This is a genomic window from Pseudomonas sp. MF09150 (assembly GCF_059862355.1).
Genome location: NZ_JCBCUS010000005.1, coordinates 224,385 through 242,605, shown reverse-complemented (window position 1 = coordinate 242,605; position 18,221 = coordinate 224,385). Strand labels below are relative to the sequence as shown.

Annotated in this window: 16 protein-coding genes; 10 read left to right on the top strand and 6 right to left on the bottom strand. The window is 63.4% G+C overall.

Going from position 1 to position 18,221, the window contains the following annotated elements:
• Positions 1-49: 49 nt before the first annotated feature.
• Positions 50-394, bottom strand: a complete 345-nt coding sequence (locus AC19YX_RS20050; RefSeq protein ID WP_020296652.1) for a hypothetical protein — start codon at positions 392-394, stop codon at positions 50-52.
• A gap of 204 nt (positions 395-598) precedes the next feature.
• Between AC19YX_RS20050 and ppc the strand changes: the two genes are divergently transcribed.
• From ppc to AC19YX_RS20015, 7 genes are all read left to right on the top strand, one after another.
• Positions 599-3,229 (top strand): phosphoenolpyruvate carboxylase, encoded by a 2,631-nt coding sequence (gene ppc / locus AC19YX_RS20045; RefSeq protein WP_500606845.1) that lies wholly within the window; start codon positions 599-601, stop codon positions 3,227-3,229.
• A gap of 288 nt (positions 3,230-3,517) precedes the next feature.
• Positions 3,518-4,165: an adenylate kinase gene (gene adk / locus AC19YX_RS20040; RefSeq protein WP_020296650.1), complete on the top strand. Its 648-nt coding sequence runs from the start codon at positions 3,518-3,520 to the stop codon at positions 4,163-4,165.
• A gap of 96 nt (positions 4,166-4,261) precedes the next feature.
• A complete protein-coding gene (gene tsaB, locus AC19YX_RS20035) occupies positions 4,262-4,936 on the top strand; it encodes a tRNA (adenosine(37)-N6)-threonylcarbamoyltransferase complex dimerization subunit type 1 TsaB (RefSeq protein ID WP_500606844.1) in 675 nt (224 codons plus the stop codon).
• 206 nt (positions 4,937-5,142) lie between these two features.
• Positions 5,143-5,448 (top strand): hypothetical protein, encoded by a 306-nt coding sequence (locus tag AC19YX_RS20030; RefSeq protein ID WP_078470047.1) that lies wholly within the window; start codon positions 5,143-5,145, stop codon positions 5,446-5,448.
• Positions 5,445-6,305 (top strand): DUF72 domain-containing protein, encoded by an 861-nt coding sequence (locus tag AC19YX_RS20025; protein WP_178102925.1) that lies wholly within the window; start codon positions 5,445-5,447, stop codon positions 6,303-6,305. Before AC19YX_RS20030 ends, AC19YX_RS20025 begins: the two co-directional genes overlap by 4 nt.
• A 33-nt stretch (positions 6,306-6,338) precedes the next feature.
• Complete coding sequence (locus AC19YX_RS20020; protein ID WP_500606843.1) at positions 6,339-7,166, top strand: isocitrate lyase/PEP mutase family protein; 828 nt, start codon at positions 6,339-6,341, stop codon at positions 7,164-7,166.
• A gap of 16 nt (positions 7,167-7,182) precedes the next feature.
• On the top strand, positions 7,183-7,875 hold the full coding sequence (locus AC19YX_RS20015; protein ID WP_078470050.1) for an extensin-like domain-containing protein: 693 nt from the start codon (positions 7,183-7,185) through the stop codon (positions 7,873-7,875).
• A gap of 12 nt (positions 7,876-7,887) precedes the next feature.
• On the opposite strand, the gene AC19YX_RS20010 is transcribed toward AC19YX_RS20015, so the two are convergent.
• Complete coding sequence (locus AC19YX_RS20010) at positions 7,888-8,508, bottom strand: energy transducer TonB (protein WP_201129620.1); 621 nt, start codon at positions 8,506-8,508, stop codon at positions 7,888-7,890.
• 94 nt (positions 8,509-8,602) lie between these two features.
• On the opposite strand from AC19YX_RS20010, the gene AC19YX_RS20005 reads away from it, so the two are divergent.
• Entirely contained in the window at positions 8,603-9,385 is a 783-nt protein-coding gene (locus AC19YX_RS20005; RefSeq protein WP_078470052.1) for a class I SAM-dependent methyltransferase, read from the top strand.
• Positions 9,386-9,448: 63 nt separating this feature from the next.
• On the opposite strand, the gene AC19YX_RS20000 is transcribed toward AC19YX_RS20005, so the two are convergent.
• Positions 9,449-10,093, bottom strand: coding sequence for a TetR/AcrR family transcriptional regulator (locus AC19YX_RS20000; RefSeq protein WP_078470053.1), 645 nt, complete (start codon positions 10,091-10,093; stop codon positions 9,449-9,451).
• Between the two features lie 94 nt (positions 10,094-10,187).
• Here AC19YX_RS20000 and AC19YX_RS19995 point away from each other — a divergent pair, with 94 nt between their 5' ends.
• Positions 10,188-11,288, top strand: coding sequence for an efflux RND transporter periplasmic adaptor subunit (locus tag AC19YX_RS19995; RefSeq protein WP_078470054.1), 1,101 nt, complete (start codon positions 10,188-10,190; stop codon positions 11,286-11,288).
• A 6-nt stretch (positions 11,289-11,294) separates the two neighbouring features.
• A complete protein-coding gene (locus AC19YX_RS19990; protein ID WP_500606842.1) occupies positions 11,295-14,360 on the top strand; it encodes an efflux RND transporter permease subunit in 3,066 nt (1,021 codons plus the stop codon).
• A 48-nt stretch (positions 14,361-14,408) separates the two neighbouring features.
• Here AC19YX_RS19990 and AC19YX_RS19985 read toward each other — a convergent pair whose 3' ends face one another.
• The 3 genes from AC19YX_RS19985 to plsB are packed head-to-tail and all read right to left on the bottom strand — an operon-like array spanning position 14,409 to position 18,087.
• Positions 14,409-15,098, bottom strand: a complete 690-nt coding sequence (locus AC19YX_RS19985) for a DUF4197 domain-containing protein (protein WP_078470056.1) — start codon at positions 15,096-15,098, stop codon at positions 14,409-14,411.
• A gap of 24 nt (positions 15,099-15,122) precedes the next feature.
• The gene (locus tag AC19YX_RS19980; RefSeq protein ID WP_500606841.1) at positions 15,123-15,521 is read right to left on the bottom strand and encodes a YbaY family lipoprotein; all 399 of its coding nucleotides are present in this window, start codon (positions 15,519-15,521) and stop codon (positions 15,123-15,125) included.
• A gap of 49 nt (positions 15,522-15,570) precedes the next feature.
• The gene (gene plsB, locus AC19YX_RS19975) at positions 15,571-18,087 is read right to left on the bottom strand and encodes a glycerol-3-phosphate 1-O-acyltransferase PlsB (RefSeq protein ID WP_500606840.1); all 2,517 of its coding nucleotides are present in this window, start codon (positions 18,085-18,087) and stop codon (positions 15,571-15,573) included.
• Positions 18,088-18,221 lie beyond the last annotated feature (134 nt).

Sequence of the window (18,221 nt, the reverse complement as noted above, 5' to 3'; positions counted from 1 at the left end):
GGACGGGTCAGGAATAACGCTGTGCAAGGTCAGGAAAGGGGCAGTTGGATCAGTGCTTTTGTTCGTCGGGTTGCGCCGACAAATCCTGCAGATGACGCCGGGACAAGGCCAGGAAGCGGGGTGTAGGGCCGACGTCCTCGTACAGTGGATCGCCCTCCTCATCGGTGGCAACGACGTGCTGGCCCTGGACGTAGGGGAAGCTGGCTTCCAGTTCTTCGAGGGCGGCGCCGATCAGTTCGCCCAGCAGTTCCTCGGTCTGGCGCTTGGGGTACATCTCGGCAATGGCGGCCAGGCGTGCAGCGGCTTCGACATCCAGATGGATCACATAGCCGGTCTTGGTCAGGCGACCCTTGGCGTTTTCTTCCCAGTGTTGCGCGAGCTCACGGATTTTCATGGCGACCTCAATCGACACCTGCTCGTGGCAGGGGTGGGTGAATGACCGGCCCGGGCCGGCGCTGCGCCGTTGTGCGGCGTACTCTTGAGACTAGCCGCAACGCGCAAGGTTTAAAGTCAGTTGGTCGCGCGCTTGCTAAGCACCTTGTGCTGACGGCACTCTTGAGGCTTGCGAGCCGCCCCGAATCAGCCGGAGAACAGGTACATGAGCGATATTGATGCGCGCCTGCGCGAAGATGTTCACCTCTTGGGTGAGCTGTTGGGCAACACCATCCGCGAGCAGTACGGGGAGGGGTTTCTTGACAAGATCGAGCAGATTCGCAAGGGCGCCAAGGCCGACCGGCGTGGTTCGGCCAGCGCCGAACTGAGTGCCAGCCTGGACCAGTTGAGCGAAGACGAGCTGCTGCCGGTGGCCCGGGCCTTCAACCAGTTTCTCAACCTGGCGAACATCGCCGAGCAATACCAATTGATTCACCGTCGCGATGAGTCGCAACCGGCGCCGTTCGAGGCACGAGTCCTGCCCGAGCTGCTGGCGCGGCTGCGTGCCGAGGGCCACGGTGCCGAGTCCCTGGCCAAGCAGTTGGGGCGCCTGGAAATCGAACTGGTGCTGACCGCGCACCCCACCGAAGTGGCCCGTCGCACCCTGATTCAAAAGTACGACGCCATTGCCGCGCAATTGGCAGCCCAGGACCATCGCGACCTGACCAGTGCCGAGCGCGCGCAGATCCACGAACGCCTGCAACGGCTGATCGCCGAAGCCTGGCACACCGAAGAAATCCGCCGCACCCGGCCGACGCCGGTGGACGAGGCCAAGTGGGGCTTTGCGGTCATCGAGCATTCCCTGTGGCAGGCCATCCCGAGCTATCTGCGCAAGGCCGACAAAGCCCTGCATGCGGCGACCGGCCTGCACCTGCCGCTGGAGTCGGCACCGATCCGCTTCGCTTCGTGGATGGGCGGCGATCGCGACGGCAACCCCAACGTCACGGCCGCAGTGACCCGCGAGGTGCTGCTGCTGGCACGCTGGATGGCGGCGGACCTGTACTTGCGCGATATCGATCACCTGGCGGCCGAACTGTCCATGCAACAGACCAGTGCCGCCCTGCAGGCCAAGGCCGGGGACAGCTCTGAACCCTATCGCGCGGTGCTCAAACAATTGCGCGAGCGGCTGCGGGCAACCCGCAACTGGGCGCAGGCGGCGCTCAAGGGACCGGTGCCGGCCACCCCGGATGTGCTGCAGAACAATCGCGACCTGCTTGATCCGTTGCTGCTTTGCTACCACTCGCTGCACGAATGCGGCATGGGCGTGATCGCCGATGGGCCGTTGCTCGATTGCCTGCGCCGGGCGGTGACCTTCGGCCTGTTCCTGGTCCGCCTGGATGTGCGCCAGGACTCCAGCCGCCACAGCGGCGCCATGAGCGAAATCACCGATTACCTGGGGTTGGGCCGTTACGAGGACTGGAGCGAAGAGCAGCGCATCGAGTTCCTGATGCGCGAACTTAGCAACCGGCGTCCCTTGCTGCCGGGCCATTTCAAACCCTCGGCGGACACCGCCGAAGTGCTGGCCACCTGTCGCGAAGTGGCCGATGCGCCGGCTGCGTCCCTGGGTTCCTACGTGATTTCCATGGCCGGCGCCGCCTCGGACGTCCTTGCGGTGCAACTGCTGCTCAAGGAGTCCGGCGTGCTGCGGCCGATGCGCGTAGTACCGCTGTTCGAGACCCTGGCCGACCTCGATAACGCCGGTCCAGTGATCGAGAAGCTGCTGCTGTTGCCGGGCTATCGTTCGCGCTTGCACGGCCCGCAGGAAGTGATGATCGGCTACTCCGATTCGGCCAAGGATGCCGGCACCACCGCGGCCGCCTGGGCGCAGTACCGGGCCCAGGAACAATTGGTCGAAATCTGCCGCGAGCAGCAGGTCGAGCTGTTGTTGTTCCACGGCCGTGGTGGCACCGTCGGGCGGGGCGGTGGCCCGGCACACGCGGCGATTCTGTCCCAGCCGCCGGGGTCGGTGGCCGGGCGTTTCCGCACCACCGAGCAAGGGGAAATGATTCGTTTCAAATTCGGCCTGCCGGACATCGCCGAGCAGAACCTCAACTTGTACCTGGCCGCCGTGCTGGAGGCGACGTTGCTGCCGCCACCGCCGCCGCAGCCGGCCTGGCGCCACCTGATGGACGAACTGGCCAGCGATGGGGTCAAGGCCTACCGCGCGGTGGTGCGCGAGAACCCGCAGTTCGTCGAGTATTTCCGCCAATCCACACCAGAGCAGGAGCTGGGCCGCTTGCCCCTCGGCAGCCGGCCGGCCAAGCGCCGCGCCGGCGGCATCGAAAGTCTGCGCGCCATCCCGTGGATTTTCGGCTGGACCCAGACCCGCCTCATGCTGCCGGCCTGGCTCGGCTGGGAAGCGGCCCTGAGCAAGGCATTGGAACGCGGCGAGGGTGAGTTGCTGGGGCAGATGCGTGAGCAGTGGCCGTTTTTCCGCACCCGTATCGATATGCTGGAAATGGTCCTGGCCAAGGCCGACGCCGACATCGCCCGCTCGTATGACGAGCGCCTGGTAGAGGTGGATCTGCTGCCTTTGGGCGCCCATTTACGCGACCTATTGTCGCAGGCGTGCACCGTGGTCCTGGGCCTGACCGGCCAGTCGCAGTTGCTGGCACATAGCCCGGACACCCTGGAGTTCATCCGCTTGCGCAACACCTACCTGGACCCGCTGCATCTATTGCAGGCCGAACTGCTGGCACGCTCGCGGCAACCGGATGTGGTCCAGGGCAGCCCGGTAGAACAAGCGCTGCTGGTGTCTGTAGCGGGGATCGCCGCCGGGTTGCGCAATACCGGTTGAGGTATTTGCCGGTATTTCAGGGGCTTGGCGCCGTCGGCCGGTAACCGTGCGTCGGGCCCTGGTCAGCGTCGCCAGGCGACAGTTTGTTATGGGGTTGCGACTTGTCGCACCCCGTCGCCAGGGCACAAAGGGAGCGGGTTCCTCCGACTTTCGGCTGCTTGTGTGCTCTGTGTCGGCTGTGTATCTTGATCAGCCTTTGGCCGTTTGGGCGGCCGCGATCCTATTTCCGAGATTGGCCCCACGAGGCGAATCCGAGCGTTTCTAAATAAAAAATTGAGGAGCACATCGATGCGCGTAATTCTGCTGGGAGCTCCCGGGGCCGGTAAAGGTACTCAGGCTAAGTTCATCACCGAAAAATTCGGCATTCCGCAAATCTCCACCGGCGACATGCTGCGTGCAGCCGTCAAGGCCGGCACCGAGCTGGGCCTGATCGCCAAGAGCGTCATGGACAGCGGTGGCCTGGTATCCGACGACCTGATCATCAACCTGGTCAAGGAACGCATCAGCCAGGCTGACTGCGCCAACGGTTTCCTGTTCGACGGTTTCCCGCGCACCATTCCCCAGGCTGAAGCACTGGTCAAGGCCGGCGTCGAGCTGGACAACGTGGTCGAAATCGCCGTCGATGACGAAGAAATCGTCCAGCGTATCGCCGGTCGCCGTGTACACGAGGCCTCTGGCCGGGTTTACCACACCGTCTACAACCCGCCGAAAATCGCTGGCAAGGACGACATCACCGGTGAAGAGCTGGTGCAGCGCAAAGACGACACCGAAGAAACCGTGCGTCATCGCCTGTCGGTCTACCACTCCCAGACCAAACCGCTGGTCGAGTTCTACCAGAACCTGGCTGCCAGCCAGGGCAAGCCAAAGTACAGCCACATCGCTGGCGTTGGCTCGGTAGAAGCGATCACCGGCAAGGTGCTTGAAGCACTGAGCTGATAAGTCGGTTTTGCTGCATCTTCAACGGCCCGCTTGCGGGCCGTTGCTGTTTATAATGCGTGACTTTTTTACTCCCACTTTGTAACGGAAACATCGATGAGCACCTTGCTGGCCCTGGACACCGCGACTGAAGCTTGCTCCGTTGCCTTGCTGCATGACGGCAAGGTCACGAGCCATTACGAGGTGATCCCGCGCCTGCATGCGCAAAAACTGTTGCCGATGATTCAGCAATTGCTGGCCGATGCCGGCACCACCTTGCAGGCGGTCGACGCGATTGCCTTTGGCCGGGGCCCGGGGGCTTTCACCGGGGTGCGGATTGCGATCGGAGTGGTCCAGGGCCTGGCATTTGCCCTGGAACGCCCCGTATTGCCGGTGTCGAACCTGGCGGTGCTGGCCCAGCGCGCCCTGCGTGAACACGGCGCCACCCAAGTGGCCGCGGCCATCGATGCGCGGATGGATGAAGTCTACTGGGGCTGCTATCAGGAAACCGCCGGCGAGATGCGTCTGGTCGGTGCTGAAGCGGTGTTGCCACCCGAAGCGGCAACGCTGCCTGTCGATGCCAGCGGCGATTGGTTCGGTGCCGGCACCGGCTGGGGTTATGCCGAACGCATTGGCGTCAAAACGGTGGGGCAGGATGCGGCCATGCTGCCCCACGCCGAAGACCTGCTGAGCCTGGCGCGGTTTGCCTGGGCTCGGGGCGAGGCGATTGCCGCGGATGACGCGCAACCGGTGTATCTGCGCGATAAAGTGGCCACGCCCAAGGCCCGCTGAGGCCTGCTGCCAGGTTGCCCGGCGTGCCGACCACGCCGGATTTTCTGCGTTTTTCTCTTCAGGATCTGGTCAATCGTCTGGTTTTCATGCCAGATTTCCCCTGTTTTTAAACCTTTTACGTTTTCTGTGTTCTAGTTATCACTTGGGCATTTGCTAAGTCGGTGTTGTGCCGCTAAATTGCCATCATTGATACCGGGCATGTATTTATGCGCATAGACGGCGTTTCCTCTCACTCGTATCCCATCAAGCGCAAGCCTCGCAAAGGTAATGTGCTGGTTGACGAGTCCCTGGAAGATGCCGATGCCGTTGACGTTCAAGCCGACGCCAGCCCCGCCCAACCGCGTTCCCAGGCATCCGCCGGACGCACCAGCAATCTCCCCGCCCGCCAGCAAGACATGATTTTCCAGCGCGCCATGAGCAAAAGCGTGGCCAATGCCCTGGCCAGTTACCTGACCACCGCCGGTTTTGTTGATTGGGACATGGAAGTGCTGGGGCTCGATCTGCATATCTGATGCTGCCGTATTACCTGGGTTGCCCTTCCTGGAGCGAAAACGCCTGGCGTGAGTACCTGTACCCGGATAACGCGCGCCCGACGGACTTCCTCGGGCTGTACAGCCAGGTGTTCAACGCGGTGGAAGGCAATACCACGTTCTATGCCAGGCCCTCGGCCAGTACTGTGGAGCGCTGGGCGCAGATCATGCCCGAGACGTTTCGCTTCACCGCCAAGTTCCCCGGCGACATCAGCCACGGCGGCGACCTGCGCGAGCAACTGACCGCCGCCGAAACCTTTGTGCAGTTGCTCAGCCCCATGGGTGCGAGGGTTTCGCCCTTGTGGTTGCAACTGCCGGCAAGCTTCGCCCCGCAGCGCCTGGCGGAGCTCGCGGGCTTTATCGATGGCCTTGAGCGGCCGTTGGCGGTGGAGGTCCGGCATCCGGAGTTCTTCGCCAAGGGCGATGCCGAGCGCATGCTCAACCGCTTGCTGCTGGAGCGCGGCGTGGAGCGGATCTGCCTGGATCCACGAGCGTTGTTCAGCTGCACTTCCACCGCGCCATCGGTGCTCCACGCCCAGTCGAAAAAGCCCAAGGTGCCACCACGGCCCGCGGCCTTCACTCAGTTTCCCCAGGTGCGCTTTATCGGCCATCCGGAGCTTGAGGCCAATGATCCGTTCCTGGTGCCCTGGGTCGAGAAAATCGCCGGCTGGATCGAGGAAGGGCGCACCCCCTATATCTTCCTGCACACCGCCGACAACCGTCTGGCCGCCGAGCTGGCGCGGCGTTTTCATCAGCAATTGATGGCACGTTTGCCTGGCTTGCCCGCCTTGCCTGAGTTATACAGAGAACCCGCCGCGGAGCAGCTCGGTTTGCTCTGACGCAGGTTCCCGACCTTCTTCAGGAGCGAGCCCATGGATGCTCAAACCCGTCGTGCCCATGCCTTCAAAGCCCTGCACGAGCGCGATGGCGCTTTTGTAATCCCCAACCCCTGGGATGCCGGTTCAGCCAGGATGCTGGCGAGCCTGGGTTTTGAGGCATTGGCCACTACCAGCGCCGGTTTTGCCTTTTCCCTGGGGCGCCCGGATGCCGAAGGCGCGTTGTCCCTGGAGGACACCCTGGGCAATGTGCGGGCGATTGTCGGCGCCAGCGACCTGCCGTTGGCGGTGGACCTGGAGAACGGCTTCGCCGACAGCCCGGCCGGTTGCGCCCAGGCGCTGTTGCAAGCGGCCGCCAGTGGCGCGGTCGGCGCCTCGATTGAAGACGCCACGGGCCGCGCCGAGGACCCTATCTATGACTTCCAGCTGGCTGTGGAGCGCATCCAGGCCTCGGTCACGGCAGTGCGCAGTCTCGGCCTGCCTTTCACCCTGACGGCGCGCGCCGAAAACCTGCTGCATGGCCGCAATGACTTGGCGGACACCATTCGCCGCCTGCAGGCATTCGCCGAAGCCGGCGCCGACGTGCTGTATGCCCCGGGCCTGCGGACCCCTGAAGAGGTCCTGGCGGTGGTGCGCGCGGTGGCGCCAAAACCGGTGAACGTGCTGATGTCCGGCGGCCTCAGCCTGACCGTGGCCGAGCTTGGGGCCCTGGGAGTCAAGCGGATCAGTCTCGGCTCGACGCTGGCCCGCGCCGCCTACGGGGCGTTTTATGCGGCGGCGCAGGAGATTCAGGGCCAGGGGCGCTTTGACCTGGCCAACCAGGCGATGCCGTTCGGGCAGATCAATCAATTGTTCAAGAACTGATCAGCCAGGAGTTGTCGTGCGGTCCCTGAAAGTGCTTTTGCCGTTACTGCTCATCATTGCCCTGTTTGTCCTCAGTGCCTGGCGCGACTGGTTGCCGCCGGCCTGGAATCCCTGGGCGCCGCTGGATGTGCGCGCCGAACCGAACCTGCTGACCCGCTACAAGCTGAGCCGCCTGCGGGACAACCCGCAATTGTGCGATCAGGTGCTGAGCCGGTCCGGCCTGCGGGTGACCCGCCAGCAGGACAGCCGCCCGGATGTGACGTGCCCGCTGAGCAATACCTTGCGGGTGCAGGGCGGTGAGGTGGCGTTGAGCAGCAGCTTTCTCGCCAGCTGCCCGTTGGCCGTGGCCTTTGCCCTGTTCGAGCGTCACGGGCTGCAGCCGGCCGCTCAAGCGGTGTATGGGCAGGCGGTGGTGCGGGTCGATCATCTGGGCAGCTTTGCCTGCCGCAACATGTACGGGCGCGAGCAGGGTGCCCGCAGTCAGCATGCCAGTGCCAATGCCCTGGACATCGCCGGCTTTCGCCTGGCCGACGGGCGCAGCATCAGCGTACTCAAGGACTGGCCCAAGCAAGGGGCGGACGCGCGTTTTCTACGCCTGGCCCGGGATGGGGCCTGCGACAGTTTCAATGTGGTGTTGGGCCCGGACTACAACGCCGCCCATCGCAATCACTTCCATCTGGATGTGGGGCCGTGGTGGATCTGTCGCTGAAGCGGGTAGGGGTCAGGCGGCGATGCGCAGGTTCTGCAGGACCAGCGGGCGCGCCCAGCCGATATCGAAATCAAACTGGCGGTTCTGCTCGATGATTTCCTGAGGCGGGAACGGCTCGGCCGGTTTGTCCAGCAGGTCCATTTCAAACTCGGCTATGGGCAGGTGCAGCGGCCGTGGCTCGGGCGCCGGGCCCGGCTCAGGCAGTGGCTGGCCGGCGTTGAGCACGATCGGGCGGACCCAACCGCTCTCGAAATCCTGCTGGCGCTGCTGGGCGGTGATTTCTTCCGGCGGGAAGGGCGGGAACGGTTTGTCCAGCAGGTCGGTCTCGAACTCGGCGATGGGCAGGAACAACGGTTCCGGCGGACGGACTTCGGTGTCTTTCACGTCGCACTGGCGCTGGCTGACGATCTGCATCAACAGGTCACTGCCGGCGCTGGGTTCGACCGCGGGGTCAAGTTCCGCCAGCGGCTGGTCGCCAACAGCCTTCGCTCCATCACCCTGTTGCTCGGCCAATGCCCGGGCAAAGAAATCCTGCCACAGATGGCTGACGCCGCTCAGTGCCTGGGAATTGCGCAAGCCGTAATCGCCATAGGGCGAGATAAAGCCTACTGGGATGGATTGAATGTCTGACATTTCTCTCGGTCGACGCTCAGCTCTGGCAAAATGCCTGATAGTTCTTTTATCGGCAGTTTTTGCCGATCATTAATTTTTTGAGCGTGTTTTAACGATGAGTGAGCAACCAGCGGCCTGCCGCATCAGAGTCGAGGCCTTGGCCGAGGCGTTCGCCGACCCGGCACGGCAGTGGGCCGAGCGCCTGGGCTTGCCGTTGCAGGACGCAGATGCCGAGTTTGCCCTGCAGTTCGGCGAGCAGGGGTTGCAGTTGCAGCAACTGGGGCCGGACGCTCCGGGGCCGGTGCGGGTCGACTTTGTCGAGGGTGGTGCGGCCCATCGCAGGCTGTATGGCGGCGGCAGTGGGCAGATGATCGCCAAGGCGGTCGGCGTCGCCCAGGGCGTGCGCCCCAGGGTGCTGGATGCCACCGCCGGGCTGGGCAAGGATGCATTCGTGCTGGCCAGCCTGGGCTGCCAGATGAGCCTGATCGAGCGCCAGCCGCTGATCGGTGCCCTGCTGGAAGATGGCCTGTTGCGGGCTGCCGCGGATTTTGAAGTGGCGCCGATCGTCGCGCGCATGCAGTTGCTCAAGGGCAACTCCATCGAGTTGATGCGCAATTGGCAGGGCGAGCCGCCCCAGGTGATCTACCTCGACCCGATGTTCCCCCACCGCGAGAAAACCGCGCTGGTGAAAAAAGAAATGCGCCTGTTCCGGCCCTTGGTTGGCGACGATCCCGATGCCCCAGCGCTGCTTGAGGCGGCCCTGGCCTTGGCCAGCCACCGGGTGGTGGTCAAGCGGCCGCGCAAGGCGCCCTGCATCGAGGGGCCCAAGCCCAGCCACGCGCTGGACGGCAAGTCCAGCCGCTACGACATCTATCCGAAAAAAGCGCTCAAGGCCTGATGGCCGCCGCGTCGGTCCTTGCAGGTCATGCCTGCAGGGGCCGACCTGCCAGGGCGTTATTTCTCAGGCCGGTTCAGGCCGATAAGCCCGCATAAACAATTCCACCACTTCCAGCAGGTGAGCTTCTGCTGCGTCGCCGATCAGGACGTCGCCGCAGCCGAACAACAAACGGAAGTTGGCGCCGCCCTTGACCAGGCAAAAGAAGTGTTCGGCGGCATTGTGCGGTTTTTCAATGTGCAGGGTGCCGAGCTGATGGACCTTGCTCAGCAGGCGCTCCATGCCTTTGAGTACGCGTTCGGGCCCGGCTTCGAAGAAGATCAGCGACAGCTTCGGGTCCTGGCTGCCCAGGGCCATGATCAGCCGATGCAGGTTCACCGAGTCTTCACTGTTGATCAGCACGTTGAAACCGCGCGCGATATTGAGCAGCACCTGCTTGATCGGCACGCCGTCCGGCAGCTCGAACATCAAGTTCGGCAATTGGGTCTCGCACTTGGCTACCACGGCGGCAGAGAACAGGGTTTCCTTGTCGGTGAAGTGGCTGTAAACCGTGAGTTTTGACACGCCGGCTTCGGCGGCTACCGCATCCATGCTGGTGTTTGCATATCCGTTGCTCAAAAACAGTTTTTTAGCTGCTTCGAGAATGGCCTGGCGTTTTGCCAGGTCCTTGGGGCGGCCGGGGCCGGTGGATACGGAATTATTGTCTGACATTCTTCGCTTTTAATACTGGACTGGTGAGTTTGCTATTAATAACATACCGGCCAGTATAATTATTCCAAGCGCCATTAGCGAAAGGTCCGCCACCATGTTCCGCTATGCCCTGCCCATCGCCCTGCCAGTCAGTCTGGCTTTTTTATTGTCTGCCTGCGGGCATGAAGAACCGGTGCAGACCACCGTGCGCCCGGCCATGGTGGTTCAGCCAGAGCCATCGGCGCGCGGCATGGACAGCTATCCCGGTGAGGTGCGGGCACGCTACGAGCCGGATCTCGCGTTCCGCATCCCGGGTAAAGTCAGCCGACGACTGGTCGACGAGGGTGAGCGGGTCAAGGCCAACCAGCCCCTGGCGGAGCTCGATCCCCAGGACGTGCGCCTGCAACTGGAGGCCAGTCGCGCGCAGGTCGCGGCGGCCCAGGCCAACCTGAGCCTGGTGCGGGCCGAGCGTGATCGCTACAAGACCTTGCTCGAGCGGCAGATGGTCAGTCGTTCGCAATACGACAACGCCGAAAACCTCTACCGTTCCGGCGAAGCACGCCTCCAGCAGATCAAGGCCGAGTTCGACGTCGCCAATAACCAGGCTGGCTACGCAGTATTGCGTGCACCCCAGGATGGCGTGGTGGCCAAGCGTGCGGTGGAAGTCGGGCAAGTGGTGGCGGCCGGGCAAACCGTGTTCACCCTGGCCACCGATGGCGAGCGTGAGGTACTGATCAGCTTTCCCGAGCAGAGCTTCGGGCGTTTCAAGATCGAGCAGCCGGTCTCGGTCGAGCTCTGGACCCAGCCGGGCCAGCGTTTTGCCGGGCGGATCCGTGAGTTGTCGCCGGCGGCCGACCCCAAGTCGCGGACTTTCGCCGCGCGTATCGCCTTCAGCACCGGCAAGGTTCCTGCCGAGCTGGGGCAGAGCGCCCGGGTGTTTATCCAGAGCGCCGATGTGGTGCCGCTGTCCGTACCGCTGTCGGCGCTGACGGCGGAAAACGGCGCAACCTATGTCTGGCGCGTGGACGCCAACAATACCTTGCAGAAAACCCCGGTCCGGGTCGGTGCGTTCGGTGAAAACAGCGTGCCGGTGCTCGAAGGCCTGAATGCCAGCGACTGGGTGGTGGCTGCCGGGGTCCATGTGCTCCATGAGGGCCAGCAAGTTCGCCCGGTGGATCGCTCCAACCGCGTGGTCAATCTGGCGGCCAAGGAGTAATTCCCGATGGGTTTCAACCTTTCTGCATGGGCGTTGCGCAATCGCCAGATCGTCCTGTTCCTGATGCTGTTGCTGGCCACGGTCGGCGCCTTGTCCTACACCAAGTTGGGGCAGAGCGAAGACCCACCCTTTACCTTCAAGGCCATGGTCATCCAGACCAGTTGGCCGGGGGCCACCGCCGAGGAAGTCTCGCGCCAGGTCACCGAGCGTATTGAAAAGAAACTGATGGAAACCGGCGAGTACGACCGGATCATCTCTTTCTCGCGTCCTGGCGAATCCCAGGTGCGTTTCGTTGCCCGGGACTCGATGCACTCGGCAGAGATCCCCGACCTCTGGTATCAGGTGCGCAAGAAGGTCAGCGATATCCGCCAGAACCTGCCACCGGGTGTGCAGGGGCCTTTTTTCAACGATGAGTTCGGCACCACCTTCGGCAACATCTATGCCCTGACCGGCGACGGTTTTGACTACGCGGTGCTCAAGGATTACGCCGACCGCGTGCAGATCCAACTGCAACGGGTCAAGGACGTGGGCAAGGTCGACCTGTTGGGTTTACAGGACGAGAAAATCTGGATCGAGCTGTCGAACGTCAAGCTGGCCACCCTCGGCCTGCCCCTGGCTGCGGTGCAACAGGCGTTGCAGGAGCAGAACGCGGTATCTACCGCTGGCTTCTTCGAGACCTCCAGCGAGCGCCTGCAACTGCGTGTTTCCGGTAATTTCCAGAGCGTCGAGCAGATCCGGAACTTCCCGATTCGCGTCGACAATCGCACCTTCCGCATCGCCGATGTGGCGGATGTGCACCGTGGTTTCAGCGACCCGCCATCGCCCCGCATGCGCTTTATGGGCGAAGACGCCATAGGCCTGGCCGTGGCGATGAAGGACGGTGGCGACATCCTGGTCCTGGGCAAGGCGCTGGAGGTCGAGTTTGCGCGGATCCAGAAGCATCTGCCGGCCGGCATGGAGCTGCGCAAGGTGTCTGACCAGCCGGCGGCGGTGAAAACCGGGGTCGGCGAGTTTGTCCAGGTGCTGGTCGAGGCCCTGGCGATCGTGTTGCTGGTGAGCTTCTTCTCCCTTGGCGTGCGCACCGGCATGGTGGTGGCACTGGCGATTCCCCTGGTGTTGGCGATGACGTTTGCCACCATGTATTACCTGGGCATCGGCTTGCACAAGATTTCCCTGGGGGCGCTGGTCCTGGCCCTGGGCCTGTTGGTGGACGACGCGATCATTGCCGTGGAAATGATGGCGATCAAGATGGAGCAGGGCTACGACCGGATCAAGGCCGCCAGCTTCGCCTGGACCAGCACCGCGTTCCCGATGCTCACCGGGACCCTGATTACCGCTGCCGGCTTCCTGCCGATTGCCACCGCGCAGTCCGGCACCGGCGAGTACACCCGCTCGATTTTCCAGGTGGTGACCATTGCCCTGATCGCCTCGTGGATTGCCGCGGTGGTGTTCGTGCCGTACCTGGGTGAAAAACTGCTGCCGGACCTGGCGAAGATTCATGCCGCCAAGCACGGCACCGGCGACGGCCAGCCGGACCCGTACGGCACGCCGTTCTATCAGCGGGTACGGGGTCTGGTGGGCTGGTGCGTGCGGCGGCGCAAGACCGTGATCACCCTGACCGTGGTGCTGTTCGTGGCCTCGGTGGTGCTGTTCCGCTTCGTACCGCAGCAGTTCTTCCCGGCTTCGGGCCGCCTGGAATTGATGGTCGACCTGAAGCTGGCCGAAGGCGCCTCCCTGAGCAACACCGCCGAGCAAGTCAAGCGCCTGGAAGCGATGCTCAAGGACCACGCGGGGATCGATAACTACGTGGCCTATATCGGCACCGGTTCACCGCGTTTCTATCTGCCCCTGGATCAGCAACTGCCGGCGGCAAGCTTTGCCCAGTTCGTGGTGCTGGCCAAGACCATCGAGGAACGTGAAGCCCTGCGCAGTTGGCTGATCGCAACCCTCAATGAACAGTTCCCGGCCTTGCGCTCGCGGGTCACGCGCCTGGAAAACGGCCCGCCCGTGGGTTACCCGGTGCAGTTCCGGCTGTCGGGGGAGAACATCGCCGAGGTGCGCGCCCTGGCGCGCAAGGTGGCGGCCAAGGTCCGCGAGAACCCGCATGTGGTCAACGTTCACCTGGACTGGGAAGAACCGAGCAAGGTGGTGTACCTCAACGTCGACCAGGACCGGGCGCGGGCCCTGGGGGTGAGCACCGCGAACCTGTCGAAGTTCCTGCAAAGCTCGCTGTCGGGCTCCAGCGTCAGCCAGTACCGCGAGGACAACGAGTTGATCGAGATCCTGCTGCGCGGCACCGTGCATGAGCGCACCGAACTGTCGTTGCTGCCGAGCCTCTCGGTGCCCACCGACAACGGCAAAAGCGTGTCGTTGTCGCAGATCGCTACCCTGGAGTATGGCTTCGAAGAGGGCATTATCTGGCGCTACAACCGCCTGCCGAACGTCACGGTCCGTGCCGATATCTATGGCCAGGAACAACCGGTGACCCTGGTGAAGCAGATTCTGCCGACCCTGGAGCAGATCCGTGCCGAGCTGCCTGACGGCTACCTGCTGGACGTGGGCGGCACCGTCGAAGACTCGACCCGTGGCCAGAACTCGGTGAAGGCCGGTGTGCCGCTGTTTATCGTGGTGGTGCTGACCTTGCTGATGCTGCAACTGCGCAGCTTCTCGCGCACGGTCATGGTGTTCCTCACCGCGCCCCTGGGGCTGATCGGCGTGACCCTGTTCCTGATTGTGTTCCGCCAGCCCTTCGGCTTTGTGGCGATGCTCGGCACCATCGCCCTGTCCGGGATGATCATGCGCAACTCGGTGATTCTGGTGGATCAGATCGAGCAGGACATCAGCGCCGGCCTCAAACCCTGGGATGCGATTATCGAAGCCACGGTACGGCGTTTCCGCCCAATCGTGCTGACCGCGCTGGCGGCGGTGCTGGCGATGATCCCGCTGTCACGCAGCGTGTTCTTCGGACCGATGGCGGTGGCGATCATGGGGGGCTTGATTGTGGCGACGGCGTTGACCCTGCTGTTCCTGCCGGCGTTGTATGCGGCGTGGTTCAGGATCAAGAAGACTTAGCAGCCAGCGCCCGGGAGTTGCTCCCGGGCGCTGGTGGGGTGCGGGGTTTTACAGGGTGCCGAAGACTTTCTTGGCCAGGCTGGTGGCAGCGGCTGCCGGGTTCTGGCGAATGGTTTCTTCCTGCTTGCCAATCATTTCGAACAGGCCGTCGAGGGCTTTTTCGGTGACGTAGCTTTCGATATTGGCGCTCTTGGCATCCACCACGCCAAGGGTCGCGGCCTGGCCGGCGAACGAGTTGTACTGCTTGGCCAGACCCACCTGATCGGTGGCTTGCTTGACGATGGGCAGGAACTTGGCGCGAATCTGCTCGCGGCTCGACTTGTTCAGGTATTGGGTCGCGGAATCATTGCCACCGCTGAGGATGCCCTTGGCATCGGCCACGGTCATTTTCTTCACGGCATCCACCAGCAGCGCCTGGGCTTGCGGCACAGCGGCCTCGGCGGCTTTGTTCATGCTGGTTTCCAACTGGTCGACCTGATCGCCCATGCCGAACTGCTTCATCTTTTTCGCGACTTTGCCCAGGTTGCCCGGCAGCTCGATGCGCACCTCGGGGTTGTTGCTGAAACCACCCGGGGTACCCAGTTGCTTGACGGCGATTTGCGCGCCTTGGGTCAGGGCGTCCTTGAGGCCGCCGCTGGCGTCACTCTGGGACAGGTCGCTGAGCGACAGGGCCAGGGCGCTGGCGGACAGCAGCAGGCCTGCACACAGGCCGGTGAAGCGAAGGGAGGAGCGGAGCATGGCGGCTTCCTTGTTCAAGGGGGATTAACGGACGGCGTCGACGCGGATTTTCAACGGCTGAGGATCCTGGCCGTCGAGGTTGACTGCGTGATGTTCGGTGCTGATAAAGATGAGCTGGCCATCGACCTCGATCCGCGCACTCACCGAGTAGCGGTGGCCGGGCTTGACCTGGGCCGGGTCGTAGCTGAGGTGGAAGGGCAGCGGAACCTGGCCCTTGACCGGGCCTTTCTGCTCGGCCAGGACCACCGCCGGCGCATCGGCCAGGGACACGTCCTGCAGGCTGACACTCAGGGTCGCCGCCGGTGGCAGGGCGATGCGTTGCAGGTAGAACACTTCTCCTGCAAGGTCGGCCTTGGCCGCGGGGTGAAGGGTCTGACAGGCGCCAAGCAAAGTGCTGACGGCCAGCAGGCAGATTTTTTTCATGGTGGATCTCCGTCTAAGGCGCCAGCGACAACCTGGCGCCAGTAAGAATCTAGTCGGTTTGTACGGGGGCTGCGAGCTGCTCGGCGGCGTCTTCGCTGGCGTCCTCGCTGCGGTGCAACGCGACCTGGCGGATCGACAGGCGGATGTCCGCCGGCAATACGCGCTTGGCCGCACCTTCGGCCAACTCGCCGAGGGCCGGGTGATAACTCAGCTTGCCGGCTTCGTCGCGGCGCAGCACGCCGACGTCGAGCAGGGTCTGGATAAAGTGGCGGAACAGGCTCTTGTCGAAGAACTCCGGGGCATTCAAGCCATGCAGGATCGACAGGCGCTGGGCCATGACCGTGCACAGGTCTTCCAGTTCCTCGGCGCTGATGCTGTTCTGGCCGCTGTTGAGCAGCAGCGAGATGGCCATGTAGAAGCGTTGCAGGGTCTGGGCGATGCTTTTGGAGAGCAGGGTCAGCAGCACAAAATGCCGTGAGCTGGGGGCCGGGCGCAGGTAAACCTCGCCTTCAAAGCGCAGCAGGCCTTGTTCGACGAACGCTTCCAGCCACTGATCGACCACCGCGTCCAACTCCTCCAGCGACCAGCGAATGAACAGCTCTGCCTGCAGGTAGGGGTAGAGCGCGCGGGTGTAACGCAGGATCTGCTCGCGGCTCATGCGCGACGAGCTCTGGAAGAAACTCGCCAGCAGCGCCGGCAAGGCAAAGATATGCAGCACGTTGTTGCGGTAATAGGTCATCAGGACGGCGTTCTGCTCATCCAGATACAGGATCTTGCCCAGGGCATCGCTCTGCTCGGACAGCAGGTCCATGTCTTTGACGTGCTTGATCAGTGCCTGACCATCACCCTCGGGCAGGGTGGTGTGGGCCGAATAGGGCACGCGTCGCAGCAGCGCCAGGTACAGGTCGAGGACCCGAGCCATGGCGCGATCGTCCAGGGCCAGGCGACTGGTGGAAAGCAGGGCCAGGGCCACCAGGTTGACCGGGTTGATCGCCGCCGCTTCGTTCAGGTGCTGGGCCACACGCTCGCCCAGGCGGTTGGTGGTCTCATTGAGCCAGGCCGGGCGGAACTGCGGGCCCAGCTCCTGGGCGCGCCAGTCCGGTTGCTCCTGATCGAGGAATTCGGCCAGCTTGATCGGCTCGCCGAAGTTCACCGCGACCTGGCCGAAGCGCTGCTTGAGTGCGCCGATGACTTTGAAGATGTCGAAGATCGACTCTTTCTTCTTGCTCGCGCCGCGCAGCTCACCCAGGTAGGTGCGGCCCTCCAGCACGCGCTCGTAGCCGATGTACACCGGTACGAAGACGATCGGCATGCGCGAGTTGCGCAGGAAGCTGCGCAGGGTGATCGCCAGCATCCCGGTCTTGGGTTGCAGCATGCGCCCGGTGCGCGAGCGCCCGCCCTCGACGAAGTACTCCACCGGGAAGCCTTTGGTGAACAGGGTGTGCAGGTATTCGTTGAACACCGAGGTGTACAGCGGGTTGCCCTTGAAGGTGCGACGCATGAAAAACGCGCCGCCGCGCCGCAGCAGGCTGCCGATCACCGGCATGTTGAGGTTGATCCCGGCGGCGATGTGCGGCGGGGTCAGGCCGTTGCGGAACAGTAGGTAGGACAGCAGCAGGTAGTCGATATGGCTGCGGTGGCAGGGCACATAGATCACCTCGTGCCCCTGGGCGACCTTTTGCACGCCTTCGATGTTGTTGACCTTGATCCCGTCGTAGATCTTGTTCCAGAACCAGCTCAGCACCACTTCCAGGAAACGGATCGCGGTGTAGGTGTAGTCCGAGGCGATCTCGTTGCCATAGCGCAGGGCTTGGGCCTTGGCTTTTTCCGGGGTGATCTTCTCGCGCTCGGCTTCGTCGAGGATTGCCTGCTTGACCAGGGGCTGGTTCAGCAGGCCCTTGACCAGGTTGCGCCGGTGGGAGATGTCCGGGCCGATAACGGCGGCCTTGAGGTTGCGAAAGTGCACCCGCAGGATGCGCTGGGCCATGCGCACGGTGCGTTCGTGGCCCTTGTTGTGTTCGATCAGCTCGCGCAGGTGGATCGGTGCCGAGAACTGCACCCGGGTCTTGCGCCCCAGGATCATGATGCTCAACAGCCGGCGCAGGCGCCCGGTGACGGCCCAGCTGTCGGCGAACAGCAACTTCCAGGGGCTGGATTCGCTGTCTGGCGACTGGCCCCAGAACACGCTGACTGGAATGATCTGGGCGTCTTCGGCGGCGTTCTGGGTCAGGGCGCTGACCAGTCGGGTCAGGGTCGGTGGCGCGCCGCGTTTGTCCTGGCGGCCGAGCCAGTCGGGCTCCGGGGTCAGGTAGAAAAAGGCCGCGGGTTCCATCAGGTTGCCCACCGAGACCGGCAGCACCGGGCGCGGCAGGCCGGCCTTGGTGCATTCGGCGTCGACCACTGCCAGGTCGGTCAGCGATGGGTTTTGCAGGACGTAGAACACCGGCCGGCTGCGGTCGAGGTTAAGGGTGAAGGACGACTGGTTGATCGTCTCCGAGCGAACCCAGAGGTACAACAGTCGGCGCAAGGTGCCAAACACAAGACGACGGATCGGAGAGCGGGTCATACGGCTTCTGCGTAAGTGAGTGAAAACCGAGCAGTTGCTCGGGTTCGACAGTGTGCCGTATTCGCCGAAGTTCGGCAAAAAAGCCACCCGTTAATATTGAGTTGAGAGTTTTTCTGCCTGTCATATACTCGGCC

What these genes read in the sequence shown, in the direction of transcription:
- AC19YX_RS20050 (WP_020296652.1), bottom strand. Translation starts at nt 394, where the DNA reads ATGAAAATCCGTGAGCTCGCGCAACACTGGGAAGAAAACGCCAAGGGT.
- ppc (WP_500606845.1), top strand. Translation starts at nt 599, where the DNA reads ATGAGCGATATTGATGCGCGCCTGCGCGAAGATGTTCACCTCTTGGGT.
- adk (WP_020296650.1), top strand. Translation starts at nt 3,518, where the DNA reads ATGCGCGTAATTCTGCTGGGAGCTCCCGGGGCCGGTAAAGGTACTCAG.
- tsaB (WP_500606844.1), top strand. Translation starts at nt 4,262, where the DNA reads ATGAGCACCTTGCTGGCCCTGGACACCGCGACTGAAGCTTGCTCCGTT.
- AC19YX_RS20030 (WP_078470047.1), top strand. Translation starts at nt 5,143, where the DNA reads ATGCGCATAGACGGCGTTTCCTCTCACTCGTATCCCATCAAGCGCAAG.
- AC19YX_RS20020 (WP_500606843.1), top strand. Translation starts at nt 6,339, where the DNA reads ATGGATGCTCAAACCCGTCGTGCCCATGCCTTCAAAGCCCTGCACGAG.
- AC19YX_RS20010 (WP_201129620.1), bottom strand. Translation starts at nt 8,508, where the DNA reads ATGTCAGACATTCAATCCATCCCAGTAGGCTTTATCTCGCCCTATGGC.
- AC19YX_RS20005 (WP_078470052.1), top strand. Translation starts at nt 8,603, where the DNA reads ATGAGTGAGCAACCAGCGGCCTGCCGCATCAGAGTCGAGGCCTTGGCC.
- AC19YX_RS20000 (WP_078470053.1), bottom strand. Translation starts at nt 10,093, where the DNA reads ATGTCAGACAATAATTCCGTATCCACCGGCCCCGGCCGCCCCAAGGAC.
- AC19YX_RS19995 (WP_078470054.1), top strand. Translation starts at nt 10,188, where the DNA reads ATGTTCCGCTATGCCCTGCCCATCGCCCTGCCAGTCAGTCTGGCTTTT.
- AC19YX_RS19990 (WP_500606842.1), top strand. Translation starts at nt 11,295, where the DNA reads ATGGGTTTCAACCTTTCTGCATGGGCGTTGCGCAATCGCCAGATCGTC.
- AC19YX_RS19985 (WP_078470056.1), bottom strand. Translation starts at nt 15,098, where the DNA reads ATGCTCCGCTCCTCCCTTCGCTTCACCGGCCTGTGTGCAGGCCTGCTG.
- AC19YX_RS19980 (WP_500606841.1), bottom strand. Translation starts at nt 15,521, where the DNA reads ATGAAAAAAATCTGCCTGCTGGCCGTCAGCACTTTGCTTGGCGCCTGT.
- plsB (WP_500606840.1), bottom strand. Translation starts at nt 18,087, where the DNA reads ATGACCCGCTCTCCGATCCGTCGTCTTGTGTTTGGCACCTTGCGCCGA.